At 69.5% G+C, this 16,541-nt stretch carries 14 protein-coding genes, 1 tRNA gene and 1 pseudogene; 4 read left to right on the forward strand and 12 right to left on the reverse strand.

Features of this window, described 5'->3' with window-relative positions; all coding sequences use genetic code 11:
- The first annotated feature begins 91 nt into the window (after positions 1 to 91).
- Positions 92 to 838 (forward strand): hypothetical protein, encoded by a 747-nt coding sequence (locus VZL07_RS08130; RefSeq protein WP_426754785.1) that lies wholly within the window; start codon positions 92 to 94, stop codon positions 836 to 838.
- Positions 839 to 2,029: 1,191 nt separating this feature from the next.
- Here the strand turns inward: VZL07_RS08130 and VZL07_RS08135 are convergent.
- From VZL07_RS08135 to VZL07_RS08165, 7 genes and pseudogenes are all read right to left on the reverse strand, one after another.
- The gene (locus VZL07_RS08135) at positions 2,030 to 3,232 is read right to left on the reverse strand and encodes an arylsulfatase (protein ID WP_426754786.1); all 1,203 of its coding nucleotides are present in this window, start codon (positions 3,230 to 3,232) and stop codon (positions 2,030 to 2,032) included.
- 154 nt (positions 3,233 to 3,386) lie between these two features.
- Positions 3,387 to 4,151, reverse strand: a complete 765-nt coding sequence (locus tag VZL07_RS08140; RefSeq protein WP_426754787.1) for a hypothetical protein — start codon at positions 4,149 to 4,151, stop codon at positions 3,387 to 3,389.
- A 147-nt stretch (positions 4,152 to 4,298) separates the two neighbouring features.
- Positions 4,299 to 4,448 (reverse strand): annotated as a pseudogene (locus VZL07_RS08145) (twin-arginine translocation pathway signal); the annotation flags it as partial.
- Between the two features lie 304 nt (positions 4,449 to 4,752).
- Positions 4,753 to 5,271: a hypothetical protein gene (locus VZL07_RS08150; protein ID WP_426754788.1), complete on the reverse strand. Its 519-nt coding sequence runs from the start codon at positions 5,269 to 5,271 to the stop codon at positions 4,753 to 4,755.
- A gap of 25 nt (positions 5,272 to 5,296) precedes the next feature.
- Positions 5,297 to 6,679, reverse strand: a complete 1,383-nt coding sequence (locus VZL07_RS08155; RefSeq protein ID WP_426757260.1) for a carboxylesterase family protein — start codon at positions 6,677 to 6,679, stop codon at positions 5,297 to 5,299.
- Between the two features lie 66 nt (positions 6,680 to 6,745).
- Positions 6,746 to 7,180, reverse strand: coding sequence for a hypothetical protein (locus VZL07_RS08160; RefSeq protein ID WP_426754789.1), 435 nt, complete (start codon positions 7,178 to 7,180; stop codon positions 6,746 to 6,748).
- Between the two features lie 238 nt (positions 7,181 to 7,418).
- Positions 7,419 to 7,495, reverse strand: a tRNA-Pro gene (locus VZL07_RS08165).
- Between the two features lie 256 nt (positions 7,496 to 7,751).
- Between VZL07_RS08165 and VZL07_RS08170 the strand changes: the two genes are divergently transcribed.
- Positions 7,752 to 8,138 carry a response regulator gene (locus tag VZL07_RS08170; protein WP_426754790.1) on the forward strand — a complete coding sequence of 129 codons (387 nt, stop codon included), beginning with the start codon at positions 7,752 to 7,754 and terminating at the stop codon, positions 8,136 to 8,138.
- Between the two features lie 12 nt (positions 8,139 to 8,150).
- Here VZL07_RS08170 and rpe read toward each other — a convergent pair whose 3' ends face one another.
- The gene (rpe, locus tag VZL07_RS08175) at positions 8,151 to 8,810 is read right to left on the reverse strand and encodes a ribulose-phosphate 3-epimerase (protein WP_426754791.1); all 660 of its coding nucleotides are present in this window, start codon (positions 8,808 to 8,810) and stop codon (positions 8,151 to 8,153) included.
- A 173-nt stretch (positions 8,811 to 8,983) separates the two neighbouring features.
- Between rpe and VZL07_RS08180 the strand changes: the two genes are divergently transcribed.
- Complete coding sequence (locus VZL07_RS08180) at positions 8,984 to 10,486, forward strand: GAF and HD-GYP domain-containing protein (protein ID WP_426754792.1); 1,503 nt, start codon at positions 8,984 to 8,986, stop codon at positions 10,484 to 10,486.
- Positions 10,487 to 10,505: 19 nt separating this feature from the next.
- Here VZL07_RS08180 and pyk read toward each other — a convergent pair whose 3' ends face one another.
- The 4 genes from pyk to VZL07_RS08200 all read right to left on the reverse strand — a co-directional run bounded on the left by pyk (position 10,506) and on the right by VZL07_RS08200 (position 14,855).
- Entirely contained in the window at positions 10,506 to 11,939 is a 1,434-nt protein-coding gene (gene pyk, locus VZL07_RS08185) for a pyruvate kinase (protein WP_426754793.1), read from the reverse strand.
- A gap of 101 nt (positions 11,940 to 12,040) precedes the next feature.
- A complete protein-coding gene (locus VZL07_RS08190) occupies positions 12,041 to 12,961 on the reverse strand; it encodes a hypothetical protein (protein ID WP_426754794.1) in 921 nt (306 codons plus the stop codon).
- A gap of 115 nt (positions 12,962 to 13,076) precedes the next feature.
- Positions 13,077 to 14,534: an NFACT RNA binding domain-containing protein gene (locus tag VZL07_RS08195; protein WP_426754795.1), complete on the reverse strand. Its 1,458-nt coding sequence runs from the start codon at positions 14,532 to 14,534 to the stop codon at positions 13,077 to 13,079.
- A gap of 96 nt (positions 14,535 to 14,630) precedes the next feature.
- Positions 14,631 to 14,855, reverse strand: a complete 225-nt coding sequence (locus tag VZL07_RS08200; protein ID WP_426754796.1) for a hypothetical protein — start codon at positions 14,853 to 14,855, stop codon at positions 14,631 to 14,633.
- Positions 14,856 to 15,208: 353 nt separating this feature from the next.
- Between VZL07_RS08200 and VZL07_RS08205 the strand changes: the two genes are divergently transcribed.
- Complete coding sequence (locus VZL07_RS08205) at positions 15,209 to 16,516, forward strand: glycoside hydrolase family 1 protein (RefSeq protein ID WP_426754797.1); 1,308 nt, start codon at positions 15,209 to 15,211, stop codon at positions 16,514 to 16,516.
- Positions 16,517 to 16,541 lie beyond the last annotated feature (25 nt).

Here is a 16,541-nt window from a genome sequence, read left to right on the forward strand (position 1 = left end):
CAGCGGCCCTTCTTGGCCCCTCTTCACCAGCCAGACGCCCTCAACAGGGCTCCTATCCGTCCTATACTTCCCGGAGCAGTTCCCGGCGCGCGTGGAGGCGCTGGTCCGCGAGTCCCCACCGAAGGACCTGTCCCGTCGCCTTCCACCTGTGTGGTCGGCGGTGGAGGCGCGGGTGGAGGGATGGCCGCGGACCACCTCGTACGCGGTGTCATCGGTGGCAGCGGTGCTGTCGGGCGCCGTGCGGAGGGCGGTTGGCGTGCTGGACGCAGACGCGGAGCGCTTCCTGTCCTGGTTCCCCGGCTTCCGGGAGCGTGTCCTCGCCGCGTCGCAGGTGTCGACCGAGCGGAGCTACTCGCGCGACTTCCTGGAGGACATCGAGGTGGATGCCCGGCTGATTCGGGAGCACCTGGAGCGGAAGCGGCAGCGGGAGGAGCAGGCACGGGAGGAGGAGATGCGGCGCGTAGTGGAGGCGTCTCGTCAGCGCGACCTGGAACGCCAGCGGGAGTTGATGGCGCAGCAGGTGGAGGCCTCGCCGCCCAGGCTCGACGTGGAGGCGGCTCCGCCCCGGGTCGTTGTGGTGCTGCTCAACCCGGTTGGGCCGGTGCAGCCGCTCGACATGGAGGTGTGCTTCCCGGAGGCGCGGCTGCGCACGCTGCTGGACTATGTACGGCTGCTGAAGACCTTGAGCATGAGCAATGACGCGCTGGCGGTGTTCGAGGCGCAGGGCCTGACGGTGGCCACCTGGACGTCGGAGGCCACCGCGTGGGGGGCGTTGCTCACGCGGCGCATGGAGCTGGCCTTGCGCTTCGGGGAGTTGTTCCAGGGGCCCTGGGCCTGACCGCGCGTCCCGGTGCTACCTTCCGTCCGCATGGCGATCATCCTTCCCCAGAGCCGTTGTCCCATCTGCAACGAGCTGGCTCAGAGCCGCCCATTCATCGCCACGTCGGGGAGCACGTTTCCCCCGTCAGACCCACTGTGGGCATTTGGTGATGCGCCATTGCACCAGGATTGCCTCGCCACCTGGGAGCACCGCATCCGGTTTGCTCGTGGCTACTTTGACCGTGTGCGGGAGGTCGTGTGGATGGACCAGGGCTTGTTGTTGCTCGAGGGGCCAGGGTGGTTCCTCCGTTGTGGTCCGCCCCTCTCCGAGAAGCTCATCAGCCGCGCGGGCGCTTCACCTCACTTTCGCGGTGCTCGCCCGGGCGAACCCTACTTTGCGGAAGTGTTGTTGGCGGAATGGCCCGTGTCGCTCTACACGCGCTGGAACGAGTGGCCTGAGTATGCGGCGGGGGCATTCCGGGGAGGACGCGTTGGAGCGTTGCTTCACGCCGTCGAGTCGGTCATGGAGCAGGTTCAGCGGCTCGTGCCGGACATGGCTTCGCTGAATGAGCTGCGGCGGCAAGCCATGGAGCGCGCTCCCGGGCCTTGAGCCTCTGGGCGTTGATAGCTTGTCGTTCGCGCCTGCTTTCCTCCTCGTGCGCTCGGAGAGGCGGTGTCCATGCGTTCGCTTGCGTGCGTTGCACTTCTGGCCTTCCTCACAGCCTGCGCCTCGTCGGCGCCAGCTCACGGTCCGCATGGAGGCTCCCTCAAGCGGGGGCGGAGCCGGGGCTGGAGGAGGAGAGCCCGGCCCTGGCTGCGACAGTGGAGTCGGCGAAGGAGCGCACGCCGCGATTGGATTGGGCGGGACTGCTGCGCCGGACGTTCGCGCTGGATGTCTTCGCCTGCTCTCGGTGTGGAGGCCGCAGGAGGGTGCTGGCATACCTGACGGCCCCCGGTGGGGGGCGCGCCATTCTGGAGCACCTGGTATTGCCCTCGCGGCCTGCGAAGCTGGCCCCGGCACAGGGTCCACCCCAGAGCGCGTGGTGTTGAGCCCCAAGCACCCACAGTCACCTGGAAGCCCACGCCCCTGCGGCCTGCCGCCTGGCTGGGCCGCTTGGGCCGGCATGTGCCCCGAGGGGCGGCACGGCCTCTGCTCCCGCCCGGCGCACAGCCCGCGCGTCACCCTCCAGCGGCCCTTCTTGGCCCCTCTTCACCAGCCAGACGCCCTCAACAGGGCTCCTATCCGTCCTATACTTTTGAAGTAGCGCGGGCCGCCCAGCGCATCCATCGCCGCGAGGTTCTGCTCCAGCGACTCCTGCGTGTTGTTGAAGAACTTCAGCTCGTTGACGGAGCCATGCAGCCCGCCCTCCGCGCTGGCCCCGTTGTCGGAGATGACCATGACGAGCGTGTTCTCCAGCTCGCCGCTCTCCTCCAGGAACTGGAGGAGCCTGCCGATGTGGTGGTCCGTGTGCTCCAGGAAGCCCGCGAACACCTCCATCATCCGCGCGTAGAGCCGCTGCTCCTCGGGAGACAGGCTGTCCCAAGCCTGAACGTCCGGGTCATGCCGGGAGAGCTGGCTGCCCGGCGGCACGATGCCCATGGCGAGCTGACGCTGGAAGACCTTCTCGCGGTAGGCGTCCCAGCCATCGTCGAACTGGCCCCGGTACCGGTCCGCCCATTCCCTGGGGACGTGGTGGGGCGCGTGCATGGCGCCCGTGCAGAAATAGAGGAAGAAGGGCTTGTCGGGCGCCACCTGCTTCGTATCGGCGATGAAGCCGATGGCCCGGTCCACCAGGTCCTCCGTCAGGTGGTAGCCCTCCTCGGGTGTCCTCGGTGGGCGGACCTGATGATTGTCGTGCACGAGGTCCGGGTAGTACTGGTGCGTGTCTCCACCGAGAAAGCCGTAGTAGCGCTCGAAGCCGCGCCCCAGCGGCCAGCGGGAGTAGGGCCCGGCCGCGCTCGTCTGCTCCGCGGGCGTGAGGTGCCACTTGCCCACGCAGTAGGTGTTGTAGCCCTGCCCGGCGAGCATCTCCGACAGGAAGCCGTTCTCGAAGGGGATGGAGCCGTTACGCCCCGGGTAGCCCACGGAGACTTCCCTGATGGCGGCCATGCCGTTGGAGTGGTGGTTGCGGCCGGTGAGGATGCACGCGCGCGTGGGCGAGCAGAGCGCGGTGGTGTGCATGTTGTTGTAGCGCAATCCCCCCTGCGCCAACCGGTCCAGGTGAGGCGTGCGGATGGGCGAGCCATAGCAACCGAGCTGCCCGAAGCCGGTGTCATCCAGGACGATGAAGAGGACGTTGGGCGCCCCGGGCTTCGCGCGCAGCGGCGCGGGCCATGCGGGAGAGGACTCCTCGTCCGTCCTTCCGATGATGCCCGGGAACGCCGTCCCGGGCGGGTATTCCTTGAGCGACATGGCGTGGCCTCCACGAGGACTCGCGGGCGCGTGGGTGGCCCACCTCCTCGTGGAGGGAGATATGCACGCGGCCCGAAAACGCCCCCTGTCCCCCAGGTGGGCACGAGCAGCCGGAGCGCCGCACGCCGAGAGCGCCGCGGTGGCGCGTCTTCCATCAGAAGAACCGCGTCAGGTAATTGTTGCTCCGGTTGGCCTCGGCGGAGCCGTCCTCGTTGTACCCCAAGACCTCGCAGGTGACCCAGCCAACCGGCGGGACGGAGCTGAGGATGGTCCTCGTCTCGCCAGGTAGAATCGGCTCGTCGAGGGTGAGGACCGCGCTCACGACAGAGCCCGTGCAGCCCACCACGTCGAGCACGCCAGGACGGCCGTTGTTCCGGATGCGCACCTCGGTGTGCCCGGACGACGTGCTCACCATGCTGGTGATGGCGAGGTCGACTCCCGACGGGAAGTCACGCGTGTAGATGAAGGCGAGGGGGCTGCGGGGGCTCTGACAGTTGTTGATGAAGCCGCCGAGCGTGGGATTGCTCGCGTAGCAGGAGGACCAGTCGGAGCGGAAGGTGTACATGGTCGCATCGCTGCCATTGGCCCCCGCGCCTGGAACACGCATCCGGACCTTCGCGAAGGAGCCCGTGGTCCCCGGCGTCCACGCCGAAGCGGGGAGCACCATGGGCAGGTTCCAGGCGTAGAGGTCCACCCCATCGCTCGTGGTGTAGCTGACCGTCGCGGAGGTGGTCGTCGAGCCCGCGTTGATCCACGTGCTCCCCGCCGCGTACTGGAGCACCACGGCTTGAGAGGCCTGATGGGTGTAGCCCCCGAAGCCAATGCTCCCGGTCGTCGAGGAGACGACCTGCCCATCGACAGGGGACAACATGCAGGCCGAAATGAAGACAGACGCTACCGACAGCAGGAGATGACGCATGCATTCCTCCAGGGTCGCCCGGGCCAGGAGTGGTCCGCGGCGCAACACCTGGGACGCGGCGGGCGTCAACCCTTCAGCATTTCTCCAGCGCCCCGCCCCTGGGACGGGTAGGACTGTCAGGTATCATGCATCGGGACGCTCCGGCGACTACAGCCAGCTCGCCTCGCGCCGGCCCAGCTCCGTCAGCACGCGCTCCGCGGCGCGCACACCGAACCAGTTGGCCTCCTCGAACAGGCCCATGCCGCCCAGGTCCGAGTGCGCGAAGTGCAGCGCGGGCCCCAGGCTCTCCGCCGCGGCTCCCTCAAGCGGGGGCGGAGCCGGGGCTGGAGGAGGAGAGCCCGGCCCTGGCTGCGACAGTGGAGTCGGCGAAGGAGCGCACGCCGCGATTGGATTGGGCGGGACTGCTGCGCCGGACGTTCGCGCTGGATGTCTTCGCCTGCTCTCGGTGTGGAGGCCGCAGGAGGGTGCTGGCATACCTGACGGCCCCCGGTGGGGGGCGCGCCATTCTGGAGCACCTGGTATTGCCCTCGCGGCCTGCGAAGCTGGCCCCGGCACAGGGTCCACCCCAGAGCGCGTGGTGTTGAGCCCCAAGCACCCACAGTCACCTGGAAGCCCACGCCCCTGCGGCCTGCCGCCTGGCTGGGCCGCTTGGGCCGGCATGTGCCCCGAGGGGCGGCACGGCCTCTGCTCCCGCCCGGCGCACAGCCCGCGCGTCACCCTCCAGCGGCCCTTCTTGGCCCCTCTTCACCAGCCAGACGCCCTCAACAGGGCTCCTATCCGTCCTATACTTCCAGGCGGTGCGGTACTTGGCGTTGATGGCGATGTCGACGACGTTCTCGACGATGACAAGCCGGTAGCGGTGGTGCTCGATGAAGCGCAGCACGTCGAACATGAGCAGGCGCGAGCGGGTCTTCGCCTCGTCGGAGAGCGGGTCTTCGAACAGGCCTTCCTCGATGTCGGGGAGCTTCGACCCGTTGGCCTGCGACCACTTGGTGCACTCGGGGGAGGCCCAGAGGATCGTGGTCGACGGGAAGAACGACGGCCGTTCCTGGTGCAGGTCGACGATGGCGTGATCGGTGCTCTGGTGGTTGGCCGCGTGGAGAATGCCACGGCAACCCAACGTAGGTGTTTCACAACGTCCCCGGTTATGGGCGGTCGATTCCTGTGAACGTTTCGAGCATGTTCTTGGCGTGGGTGGTGGCGTCGTAGGGCATGTCGCCGAGGCCCTTGGTGGTGGGTTCGGTGGTGACGGGTTCCCAGAGTTCGTTGGTGTGGCCGGTGGCGAGGGCGAGGAGCGCGTGGCGAACGGCGGTGTCGCGGGCGAGGATCTCGTCGCTGGCGCCGGGGCGCTTCTGGCCGACGATGCCGTGCATCTCGGTGCCGTGCACGGCGGGTGCACCCGGAAGGCGACCGATGGCGAGCAGGTGTGCTCGTCCTCCGGCGGCCGCGTGCGCGAGCGCGCCGCGGACCTGGGGCAGTGTGAAGGAGTAGTTGGTGAGCAGGGCGCTGCGGACCCGGATCGGGCTGCGCCCGTCAGTGTCAAATGTGGCGATGATCTTCCGGGCGCGGCTGCGAGGGATGCGGTTGCGGTGGGAGAACTCGCCGATCAGGTCAGCGAGGGTTCCGGGGTCGAAGTCCTCTGTCCGGTGGTCGACCCACCAGTCGGTCTCACCGGTGGTGCTGCTGAACAGGATGTCGACGTCGCGGTGGCGTCCGGACTCGAGCACGCGCATGGGGTGATCGGCGAGCACGCTACCGGGCTGGTCCCGGTCTCCGACGACAGCGATGACGTCGTTGTCGACCCCGTGGGCGGCGCCGGGATCGGGCGACTGGGTCTTGCTCATCGTCTCGGCGAGGACGTGCGCGTCGACGGTGAGGAGCTGTTCGGGGTCGTCTTGGATGCCGAGGGCGGTGAGAACGGCGTGGGCGCGTTCTTCGGCGCCCCATGCGGGAACCTGGCGAGAGGGCATGCCGGAGAAAGCTGCCAGGTGGTGGTAGAGGCCGTCGGCTGAGGGGGCGGCGAGCAGGGCGAGTGCGGAGAAGGCGCCGGCGCTGTGGCCGGTGACGTTGCCCGGATCGCCGCCGAATCGGGCGATGTTTTCGCGCACCCATTGCAGGGCAGTGGTGATGTCTTGCAGCCCGAGGTTCGACGCTTCGGCGAGCCTGCCGCCGTACTGGGAGAGGGAGCGCCATCCGAAGGGACCGAGGCGGTAGTTGATGGACACGCCGATGACGCGGCCGGTCGCGGCGAGGCCGGATGCGTTGGAGGTGGTCTGCGTGTTGGCGCCGAGCGTCCATCCGCCGCCGAAGACGTAGACAACGACAGGGAGGGGTTCGTCGCCGGCATCTTCGGGTGCCCAGACGTTGAGGTTCAGGCAGTCTTCGCCGAACCCGTTGTCAGCCTCCAGCCAGCTCGTGTTCCCGGCCTGCAAGGGGGCTGGACCCTTCTGGTCATAGGGCAGGTCGGGGTTGAACGGGAGCAGGGTGGGGCGGCGGAATCGTCCGGCGGTGGCGAACGGGATGCCCAGCTAGGAGCGCACGGCGTGGTCGGTGCTGAGGGTGCTGTTGGTCATGGGTGAGTACTTTCTGGAAGCTCAGTCGGTGGGGGCAGTGGTGGAGCCGCCGCTGTCTCTGTCGGCGGCGAGGGTGGCGCGGAGTTCGGCCCAGTGGTGGAGGCGTTCGGTGATGGTGCGTTCGTATCCGCCGGTGGTGGGTTCGTAGAACGTCTCCCGCGGCATTCCGTCAGGGAAGTAGTTCGCGCCGGAGAACCCGGTGTCGGTGTCGGGGTCGTATTGGTACCCCTTGCCGTAGCCGAGGTTCTTCATCAGCCGGGTCGGGGCGTTCAGGATGTGCGCCGGCGGCATCAGCGACCCGGTGCGTTTCGCCGCAGCGTGGGCTCTGTTGAAGCCTCGGTACACTCCGATCGACTTCGGTGCGGTTGCCAGATACAGCACCGCCTGGGCGATCGCGAGCTCTCCTTCTGGGGAGCCGAGTCGTTCGTACACGTCCCAGGCGGCGAGGGCCCACATCCTCCGCCACACCTTCTGCTCCCGACTGGCGATGGCGGGCGCCCCGGCGAAGGCCATCCAGGAAGCTGGCCGGGCACCAGAACCTCTCCACCACCCAGCGCTACATGCACCTGAGCCCGGCGGCCAAGTCGGCGGCCATCCGGATGCTGGAGGGGTCGAAGCCGGAGGCCCAAAATGGAGACGGGCTGGAGACCATGAAGATCTCCAGCCCGTAACCAAGTAATTCTGACTACTTAGGTGGTCGGGGAGACAGGATTTGAACCTGCGACCCCTTGGTCCCGAACCAAGTGCTCTACCAGGCTGAGCCACTCCCCGATATGTCCCCTCGCCGGCGGGTCCTTCTCGGGACCGGCGAAGTGCGGGCGGTAGTACCCGAGCCGCCCAGCTGAGTCAACGGCCTCGGATCATCTTTTCTTCCGCCCCACCCCACCGGGAGCGGCCCACCGGGCAGGCGCTCCCCGGGTGGGCATCGACTCCGCTTCCCAAGTCCAAGAAATTCCTGTACTCCCGGTTAATTTCCCGCCTCGCTTCATTTGACGAGGTAGACACAGGATTGTTGCACCTCGAAGCCATGACGCCGCCCCCCGTCGTCCTCATCTCCGATGACGAGCCCCTCATCGTCTCCGCCCTCGCCCGCGAGGGGAAGCGGTCCGGGCTGAACTGCATCTCGGACACCACGTCCGAGCGCGTCCTGGAGCTCGCCCGCGAGCACCGACCGGCCGTCATCATCCTCGACATCAACCAGCACCAGGACGGCAGGGACCTGCTCGCCCAGCTCAAGCAGGACCCCAGCACCCGCGACTGCAAGGTCATCATCCTCAGCGCCGTCGAGGACCAGTTCACCCGCCACGTCTGCTTCGAGCTCGGCGCCGACGACTACGAGGTGAAGCCCTTCGACCCCACCTTCATGGCCCGCGTCGCCCGGCTCGCCTCCTCCGTGGCGCGCCCCCGGACCTGAGAGGCGGCCCCCTCAGGGCCGCAGCGAGCGGATGGCCTCCGCGTAGTCCTTCGCGCCGAAGACGTAGCTGCCCGCCACCAGCACCGTGGCCCCGGCCTCCACCACCCGCTTCGCCGTGGTGGCGTTGATGCCGCCATCCACCTCGATGTCCACGTCCTTCAGCCCGCGTGCGTCCAGCATCCCGCGCAGCCGGCGCACCTTGTCCACCGTGGACTCGATGAAGCCCTGCCCACCGAAGCCCGGGTTCACACTCATCACCAGCACCATGTCCACGTCGCCCAGCACCTCCTCGATGGCCGACAGCGGCGTGCCCGGGTTCAACACCACCGCCGGCTTCGCCCCCGCGTTGCGAATCTGCTGGAGCGTCCGGTGCAGGTGCGGACTGGCCTCCACGTGCACCGTCAGCACGTCCGCACCCGCCTTCACGAAGGCGTCCACGTAGCGCTCCGGCTCCACGATCATCAGGTGCACGTCCAGCGGCTTCGTGGCCACCCGCTTGATGGCCTCCACCACCACGGGACCAATCGTGATGTTCGGAACAAAGCGGCCATCCATGACATCCACGTGAACCCAATCCGCGCCGGCGGCCTCGATGGCGCGGACCTCCTCGGCCAAGCGGCCGAAGTCACAGGACAGGAGCGAAGGAGAGATACGAACGGGGCGGCGGCTCATGGCGCGCTTCATAACCGCAACCCGCGCCGCGGCTAAGGCCGAACGCACCCCGCAGACGTCCACCCGACAGCCTGGGACTTGCCAGGTGGGCCCCCGGGGGCAGGGCCCGGTGTACCCGTGCTAGAACTTTGTAGCCCTTCGCGGCCGCTGGCCGCTTCTCACGGAGCCGCCCGGTGCTCGCTCAACCCGCCCCACAGCCCGAGCTGAACCGCCGCCTGGCGAAGCTCACGTCCATCCTGGATGTCGCGAAGGCGATGAGCGCCGAGCGCGACCTCGACCTGCTGCTGCCGCTCATCCTCTTCGAGGCCAGCAAGGTGGTGGAGGCGGACCGCTGTTCGCTCTTCATCCTGGACCGCGAGCGCAACGAGCTGTGGAGCAAGGTGGCCCAGGGCTCGAAGAATGAAATCCGCCTCCCGGTGGGCAACGGCATCGCGGGGCAGGTGGCCCAGACGGGCGCCGTCATCAACATCCCCGATGCCTACGCCGACGCCCGCTTCAACCGCTCGTTCGACATCTCCAGCGGCTACCAGACGAAGACCATCCTCTGCGTCCCCATGCGCGACGCCGGCGGCGAGGTGACGGGCGTCATCCAGGCCCTCAACAAGCTGAACGGCGCCAGCTTCGACGCCGAGGACGAGGAGCTGCTGCTCGCCCTGGGCGCCCAGGCCGCGGGCGCCATCGAGAACGCCCTCCTCCACGAGGACATCAACCGCCTCTTCGAGGGCTTCGTCTCCGCCTCCGTCGTCGCCATCGAGTCCCGAGACCCGACCACCGCCGGCCACTCCGGCCGCGTGGCCGACCTCACCGTGTCCCTGGCCCAGGCGCTCGAGCACCTGTCCACCGGCCCCTACGCCCACACGCGCTTCTCCGCCGGGGAGATTCAGGAGCTGCGCTACGCCTCGCTGCTGCACGACTTCGGCAAGGTGGGCGTGCGCGAGCCGGTGCTGGTGAAGGCGGAGAAGCTCTACCCCCACGAGCTCGAGGGCCTGCGCGCCCGCTTCCAGCTCGCGCGCAAGGACCTGCAGCTGCAGAGCTACCGCCGCCGCCTGGAGGCCGTGAAGGTGCGCGGCCAGGCGAACCTGGCGGAGATCGAGGCCGAGGAGGAGGAGCGGCTCGCCCGCGAGTCGAAGCAGCTCGACGAGGTGCTGACGTTCATCCTCTCCTGCAACCGCCCCACGGTGCTCGCGCAGGGCAACTTCGAGCGCCTCCACGAGCTGGGCGCGCTGCGCTTCGTGGACGCCCACGGCCAGGCCCAGCCGCTGCTGCTGCCCGGCGAAATCCAGTCGCTCTCCATCGCCCGCGGCACCCTCTCTCCCGAGGAGCGCCGCGAAATCGAGAGCCACGTCGAGCACACCTACCGCTTCCTGTCCCAGATTCCGTGGACGCGCACGCTGCGCCGCGTGCCGGAGATTGCCTACGCCCACCACGAGAAGCTGGACGGCACCGGCTACCCCCGCGCCGAGAAGGACATCCCCGTGCAGTCCCGGATGATGTCCATCTGCGACATCTATGACGCGCTCACCGCGAGCGACCGGCCCTACAAGAAGGCCGTGCCCCATGCGCTCGCGCTCGACATCCTCAAGCGCGAGTCCGACGCCGGGCAGCTGGACGCGGCGCTCTATGCCGTCTTCGTCGAGGCCGATATCCCCCGGCGCGTGCTCCAGGGCGTCAAGTAGCCCCGGAGCCCGCCGCAGCTCAGCCCTGGATGGTGTGCAGGCGGAGGCTGTTGATCTTCCCCGGCTGCCCCACCGGTGCGCCGAAGACGATGACGATGCGGTCGCCCTTGCGGCCCAGGCCGCGCGCCAGGAGCTCCTCCTCCACGCGCTTCACCATGGCCTCCGTGTCCTGGATGGGCTCCAGCACGCGCGGCACCACGCCCCACAGCAGCGCCAGCCGGCGGCGCACCTCCTGGTTGGGGCTGAAGGCGACGATGGGCACCGTGGGCCGGTAGTGCGACAGCAGGCGCGCCGTCACGCCCGACAGGGTGAAGGCGGCAATCAGCGAGGCGTTGCTCGCCTTCGCCGCCTCGCACGCCACGCGCGCAATCACGTCCGGGAAGTGGCTGGGCAGGCCCAGCGGCGTCTCCAGCGGCCGCATCAGCGACTGCGTGGTGCGCGCGGAGGACTCGGCCGCCAGGATGATGCGCTCCATCATCTGCACGGACTCGATGGGGAACTTGCCGCTCGCCGTCTCGCCCGAGAGCATCACCGCGTCCGCGCCGTCGAACACCGCGTTGGCCACGTCGCTGGCCTCGGCGCGCGTGGGGCGCGGGTTGTCGATCATCGAGTTCAGCATCTGCGTGGCCACGATGACGGGCAGGCCGCGCAGGTTGGAGCGCCGGATGATGTCCTTCTGGACGGCCGGCACTTCCTCGGGGGGAATCTCCACGCCCAGGTCGCCACGCGCCACCATGACGCCGTCCGTCTTGTCGAGGATGGCGTCCAGCCGGGCGATGGCCTCCGGCTTCTCCAGCTTGGCGATGATGGGCACCGTGCGGCCGACCTCCGCCATGGCCTGGCGCGCGGTGTCCAGGTCGGACGGCTGGCGCACGAAGGACAGCGCGATGTAGTCCACGCCGGCCTTGATGCCAAACACCAGGTCCTCGCGGTCCTTCGGCGTCAGCGCCTCGGCGCGCACCGCCACGCCGGGCAGGTTGATGCCCTTGTTGTTCTTCAGCGTGCCGCCGTGGATGACCTGGGTGCGGATGAGCTTCTGCTTGTCCGTCTCCAGGACCTTCAGCTCCAGCAGGCCGTCATCCAGGAGGATGCGGTCGCCCGGGTTCACGTCCGCGGCCAGGAAGGGGTACGTGGTGGAGACGATGTCGTCCGTGCCCGGCACCGACTCGTCCGTGGTGATGTGGAAGGTGCCACCCTCCTTCAGCTCGGTGCTGCCCTTGACGAACCGGCCGGTGCGAATCTTGGGGCCTTGCAGGTCGCCGAGGATGCCCACCGCCTTGCGAACCTTCAGCGACGCGGCACGCAGCTTCGCGATGTTCTCCGCGTGCTGCTCATGGCTGCCGTGGGAGAAGTTGAGGCGCGCCACGTCCATGCCGTTCTCCAGGAGCGCTTCCAGCATCTCCTGGCTCTGGCTGGCGGGACCGAGGGTGCAGACAATCTTCGCTCTTCGCATAGAGCCCGTGAGGATGGGTTTCCCTTACGGCAGCGTCAAGCACGCTGCATGGGCCGCTTCGCTCGGTAAACCGGTAAATGAGCCAGCGGCCGAAGCGTCGCTCAGCCGCGCAACAGCATGCCCAGATTCTCCCGCTCCCAACGCAGTGCGGCGGCGTAGTGCGGGAAGGTCCGCTCGCGCTCGCGGAAGGCGCGCGGGTGGTGCACGCGGCGGCCCCCTCGGCCCGTGCTCGGGAAGAGCTGGTGGAGCATCTCGTGGAACACGATGAACTCCACGAAGAAGGAGGGCACGTCCGGGCTGTCCAGCATGGGGTGAATGCGAATCTCGCGGGTCTGGTGGTCGTAGACGCCCAGCCGGATGGACTTGCGGCGGCGGCGCGGAGGCATGCGCCCCCAGCCGATTCGGGCCTGGATGAGGCCCTGGAAAAAATCGCGGTTGGTGGCGTCGTAAAGCGCCTGGAGGTCGAAGCAGCGCCCGCGCGGGTTGAGGTCCGCGTCGGATTCGCGGCGGAGCTGGCGGATGCGCGGCTGCTGGCCGCGGATGTACTCGTCCAGGATGGCGCCCGCGCTGCGGTGGCCCCGGCCCGCGTAGTCCGCCACGGCGCGCACCACCGGCTCGGGCGCGTCCAGGAACATGTGGTGCAGCCGCAGCGCCAGCACCGTGGAGCCGCGGCGGAAGGACACCATGGTGGACCGGTTGTCCGTCACCGACAGCCGCACCGGCATTCCCAGGTCGGCGCTCAGCCGCCACGCCAACGACTCGGCGCGCGACCACAGCTCCTCGCGCGTGGGCGGGCGCGTGACGATGCGCGGGGCCTCGTCCGGCACGAGGTTGAGCGGCGGCCGCGACGTGGGCGGCGCCACGGGCCGCGGCGCGGGCGCCACGGGAGCGGCGGTTCCTCCCTCGGGCCGGGGAGCGGCCGTGCTCTCCGCAGCACGGGTGGCCGCAGAGAGACCTCGGGGGAAGAGCGACGTCTGTCGGAATTGCTCGAAGGACACGCGGCTGCGCATCGTACCCCGCACTTCTGGGGACTCAAGGGCGGCGGCCCCTGCCCGCCTCCTCACCGTCAGCCCGTCAACCGCGCTCGCACGCAGCGTCCACTAGCGAGAGCGGAAGGCAGGCGAGCGTACGACGCCTTCACGGTGCGGGCGGCTCGGCGTGCCGGGATTTGAGCAGCCGCTCCAGCCGCTCCGGCTCCATGCGCACCACGAAGGTCTTCTCGCGCGTGAAGGTCACCTGCCCCGGCGCGCCGCCCTTCACCTTCCGGACGAACTTCGCGGGCACGTAGCTCACCTCGCCGCGGGGCTCGCCCTTCGCGCCCGAGTGGTGCAGCGCCAGGTGCGCGGCGTCCAGCAGCGCCTCCTGCGCCACCTCCTGCCCCTTCTCCAGCGGCAGCACCACGTGGCTGCCCGGCACGCCGCGCGCGTGGAGCCACAGGTGCCAGGGCCGCGCCACCTTGAAGGTGAGCGTGTCGTTGTCCGCGGAGCCGCGCCCCACCCAGATGCGCGCGCCGCCGTGGCCCACGTACTCCTTGAAGGGCCGGCCCTCCTGCGCGCCCTCGCCACCGGCCGGCAGCTGCAGCACCTCCGCCTGCGCCAGCAGCGCGGCGTCATCCATCCGCTCGATTTGCGCGAGCGCCTGCTGCGCGTGCGCCACCTCGCGCGCCAGCTCCGCCTCGCGGTGGCGCGCCTGCTCCACGCCGCGCAGCAGCCGCCGGTACTGGTGGAAGTGCCAGTCCGCCTCCTCCTTCGGCGTGCGCTTCGGGTCCAGCGTCACCCGGACCTCCTTCACGCCCTCCTCCGTATAGGCGGTGAGCACCGCCTCGGTGGCGCCGCGCTTGAGGCGGTAGAGGTTCTGCGCGAGCAGCTCGCCCACCTCGCGGTGCTTCTCCGCCTCCGGGCCGCGCGCGGCCTCGGCGCGCACCTTCTCCAGCGTGCGGGAGGAACGCTTGAGGCGCGCGCGGTACGGCTGCGCCAGCCGGCGGCGGATGGTCTCCGAGCGGCTGGCCTTGTCGCGCGTGCCCAGCAGGCGCTCCGCGGCCTGGGCATACGGCAGCGCGTCCGCGTCCTGGGGAACGAGCCGCGATGGCTGGCTCCGCGCCTTCTCCAGTGCCTCGGGCGGTGGCGGCTGTGGCGGCGCCCAGGTGGCGCCCGGGTAGAGGTTGCGGCGCGGCCCGAAGCCCTCACCGGAGAGCATCAACACCCGGCCGTTGTCGCTGAGCAGCAGCAGGCCGCCGGGCGCGCCCACCTCCAGCACCAGCCGCCGGCGCACGTCCTCGCGCTCGAAGTCGAGCACCACCACCCGCTCCGCCTCGAGGAAGCGGGCCCCCTGGAGCTTGAAGCCCGTCAGCTCCTGGCGCAGCCACCGCTGGAAGGGCGCGGGCTCGCCCGGCGTGGGGAAGCGATCATCCGCGACCGAGACGCGCGCCAGGTCCCCCTCGGCGCACAGGCACAGCAGGATGGACCTGCCCGGCACGCGCAGCTCCACGTAGGCGAGCCGAGGCAGGGGGCACCACGCCTTCTGCGCCACCGCCCCGGTGAGGCGCGCTCCCACCTCCGCCACCACCTGCTCCAGCTCCACGGGACGCAGCGACATGGGCACTCCGGGTCCTGAAAATGAAAACGGCCCGGCGGGTTTCGCCGAGCCGTTCACCGGACGTCAACTGCCGTCCGCTCATGACGACGGGACTGCTCAGGACTCCGGGGTGACCGGGGCCGCCGCCGTCTTGCTGGCGCGCTTGCGAGCCGGGGCCTTCTTGGCCGCCTTGCGGGCGCCCTTCTTGGCCGCCGCCTTCTTGGTCGCGGTCTTGCCGGCCGTCTTGCGAGCGGTCGTCTTCTTCGCCGACTTCGCCGCCTTCGCGGTCTTGGCAGCCTTCTTGGTCGCGGACTTCGCAGCGGTCTTCTTCTTAGCGGCCATCAGAATCCTCCAGTTCGTGGTTGGCCCCAGTCAACCGGGGCCCTGCACTCTTCTTGATGGGAGTGAGTGCTTGAAGTGAATGGTACGGGCGACATGCCAGTGTGTCAACGCATGGTGATGTATTGCATCGCGCGCGAGGCCGATTTTTCGGCATCGAGCGCTGCCGGAGGCCCCGAACGCCACCTCGCGGACACTCGCGAGCGCATCCGGGGTGTCGCGCGCGAGGCCGATTTTCCGGCTCCGGACACGTTCTGGCCACTTTCGCGCCGGCCTCCATCGCGCGTCGCGCCGCATGCGCGCGCGGCACGCGGCGCTTTCCGTCGTGGGGTGCGGCGTCTACGGTGCGCCACCACATGAGCGCCTCCGAGCAGACCTTCCCCGAGGACTTCACCTTCGGCGTCGCGACCGCGGCGTACCAGGTGGAGGGTGGCATCGAGAACGACTGGGCCGAGTGGGAGCGCGCCGGTCGGCTGAAGGAGCCGGGCGCTCGCTGCGGCGCCGCGGTGGACCACTGGAACCGGTACGAGGAGGACTACGCCCTGGCCCGCGCGGTGGGCGCCACGGCGTTCCGCATCTCCCTGGAGTGGGCGCGCATCGAGCCGGAGCGCGGGCGCTTCGACGAGGCGGCGCTGGAGGCCTACCGGGAGCGGCTCTTGAAGATGAAGGCCCAGGGCCTGCGGCCGGTGGTGACGCTCCACCACTTCACGCACCCGACCTGGTTCCACCGGGAGACGCCCTGGCACCAGCCGGCCAGCGTGGACGTGTTCCGCCGGTACGCGCGGCGGTGCGCGGCGCTGCTGGAGGGGATGGACGCGCTCGTCATCTCCTTCAACGAACCCATGGTGCTGCTGCTCGGGGGCTATCTGCAGGGCGCCATTCCTCCGGGCATCGCGGACGGCCCCACCACCATGAGGGCCATGGAGAACCTGGTGCGCTCGCACGTGGCCGCGCGGGAGGAGCTGCTGTCCCGGCTGGGCCGCGTGGAGCTGGGCATCAGCCAGAACATGCTCGCCTTCGCGCCGGACCGGTGGTGGCACCCGTTGGACCGCGCGCTGGTGAGGCTCGGGGCCCAGGCCTACAACCATGCGTTCCACGAGGCGCTGGCCACCGGCAAGCTGCGCGTCAACATGCCGGGTGTGGCCTCCACGCGCGTGGACATCCCCGGGGCGCGGGACTCCGTGGAGTTCATCGGGGTGAACTACTACACCCGCGCGCACCTGCGCTTCGTGCCGCGCCCGCCCTTCATCGAGTTCAAGTACCGGGACATCCACGGCCGGGGGCTCACGGACATCGGCTGGGAGGACTGGCCGGAGGGCTTCCTCCAGACGCTGCGCGACGTGAAGCGCTACGGGCGGCCGGTGTGGATTACGGAGAACGGCATCGATGACCGCGGCGGCGCCCGGCGGCCCCACTACCTCCACTCCCACCTGGCCCAGGTGCTGGCCGCGCGCGCGCAGGGCGTGGACGTGCGCGGCTATCTCTACTGGAGCCTGCTCGACAACTTCGAGTGGCTGGAGGGCTGGGGCCCGCGCTTCGGGCTCTACCACGTCGACTTCGACACGCTCCGCCGCACCCCGACGCCCGCCTGCGACTACTTCCGGGCCGTGGCCACCCAGCGCCGGCTGGTGCCGCCGAGCGCCGTCCGCCCGTCGGGCGTCTGAGCGGAGCGCCGCCTCCAGGGCGCGG

It is taken from the genome of Pseudomyxococcus flavus, from assembly GCF_050038885.1.
Taxonomy (GTDB): Bacteria; Myxococcota; Myxococcia; order Myxococcales; family Myxococcaceae; genus Myxococcus; species Myxococcus flavus.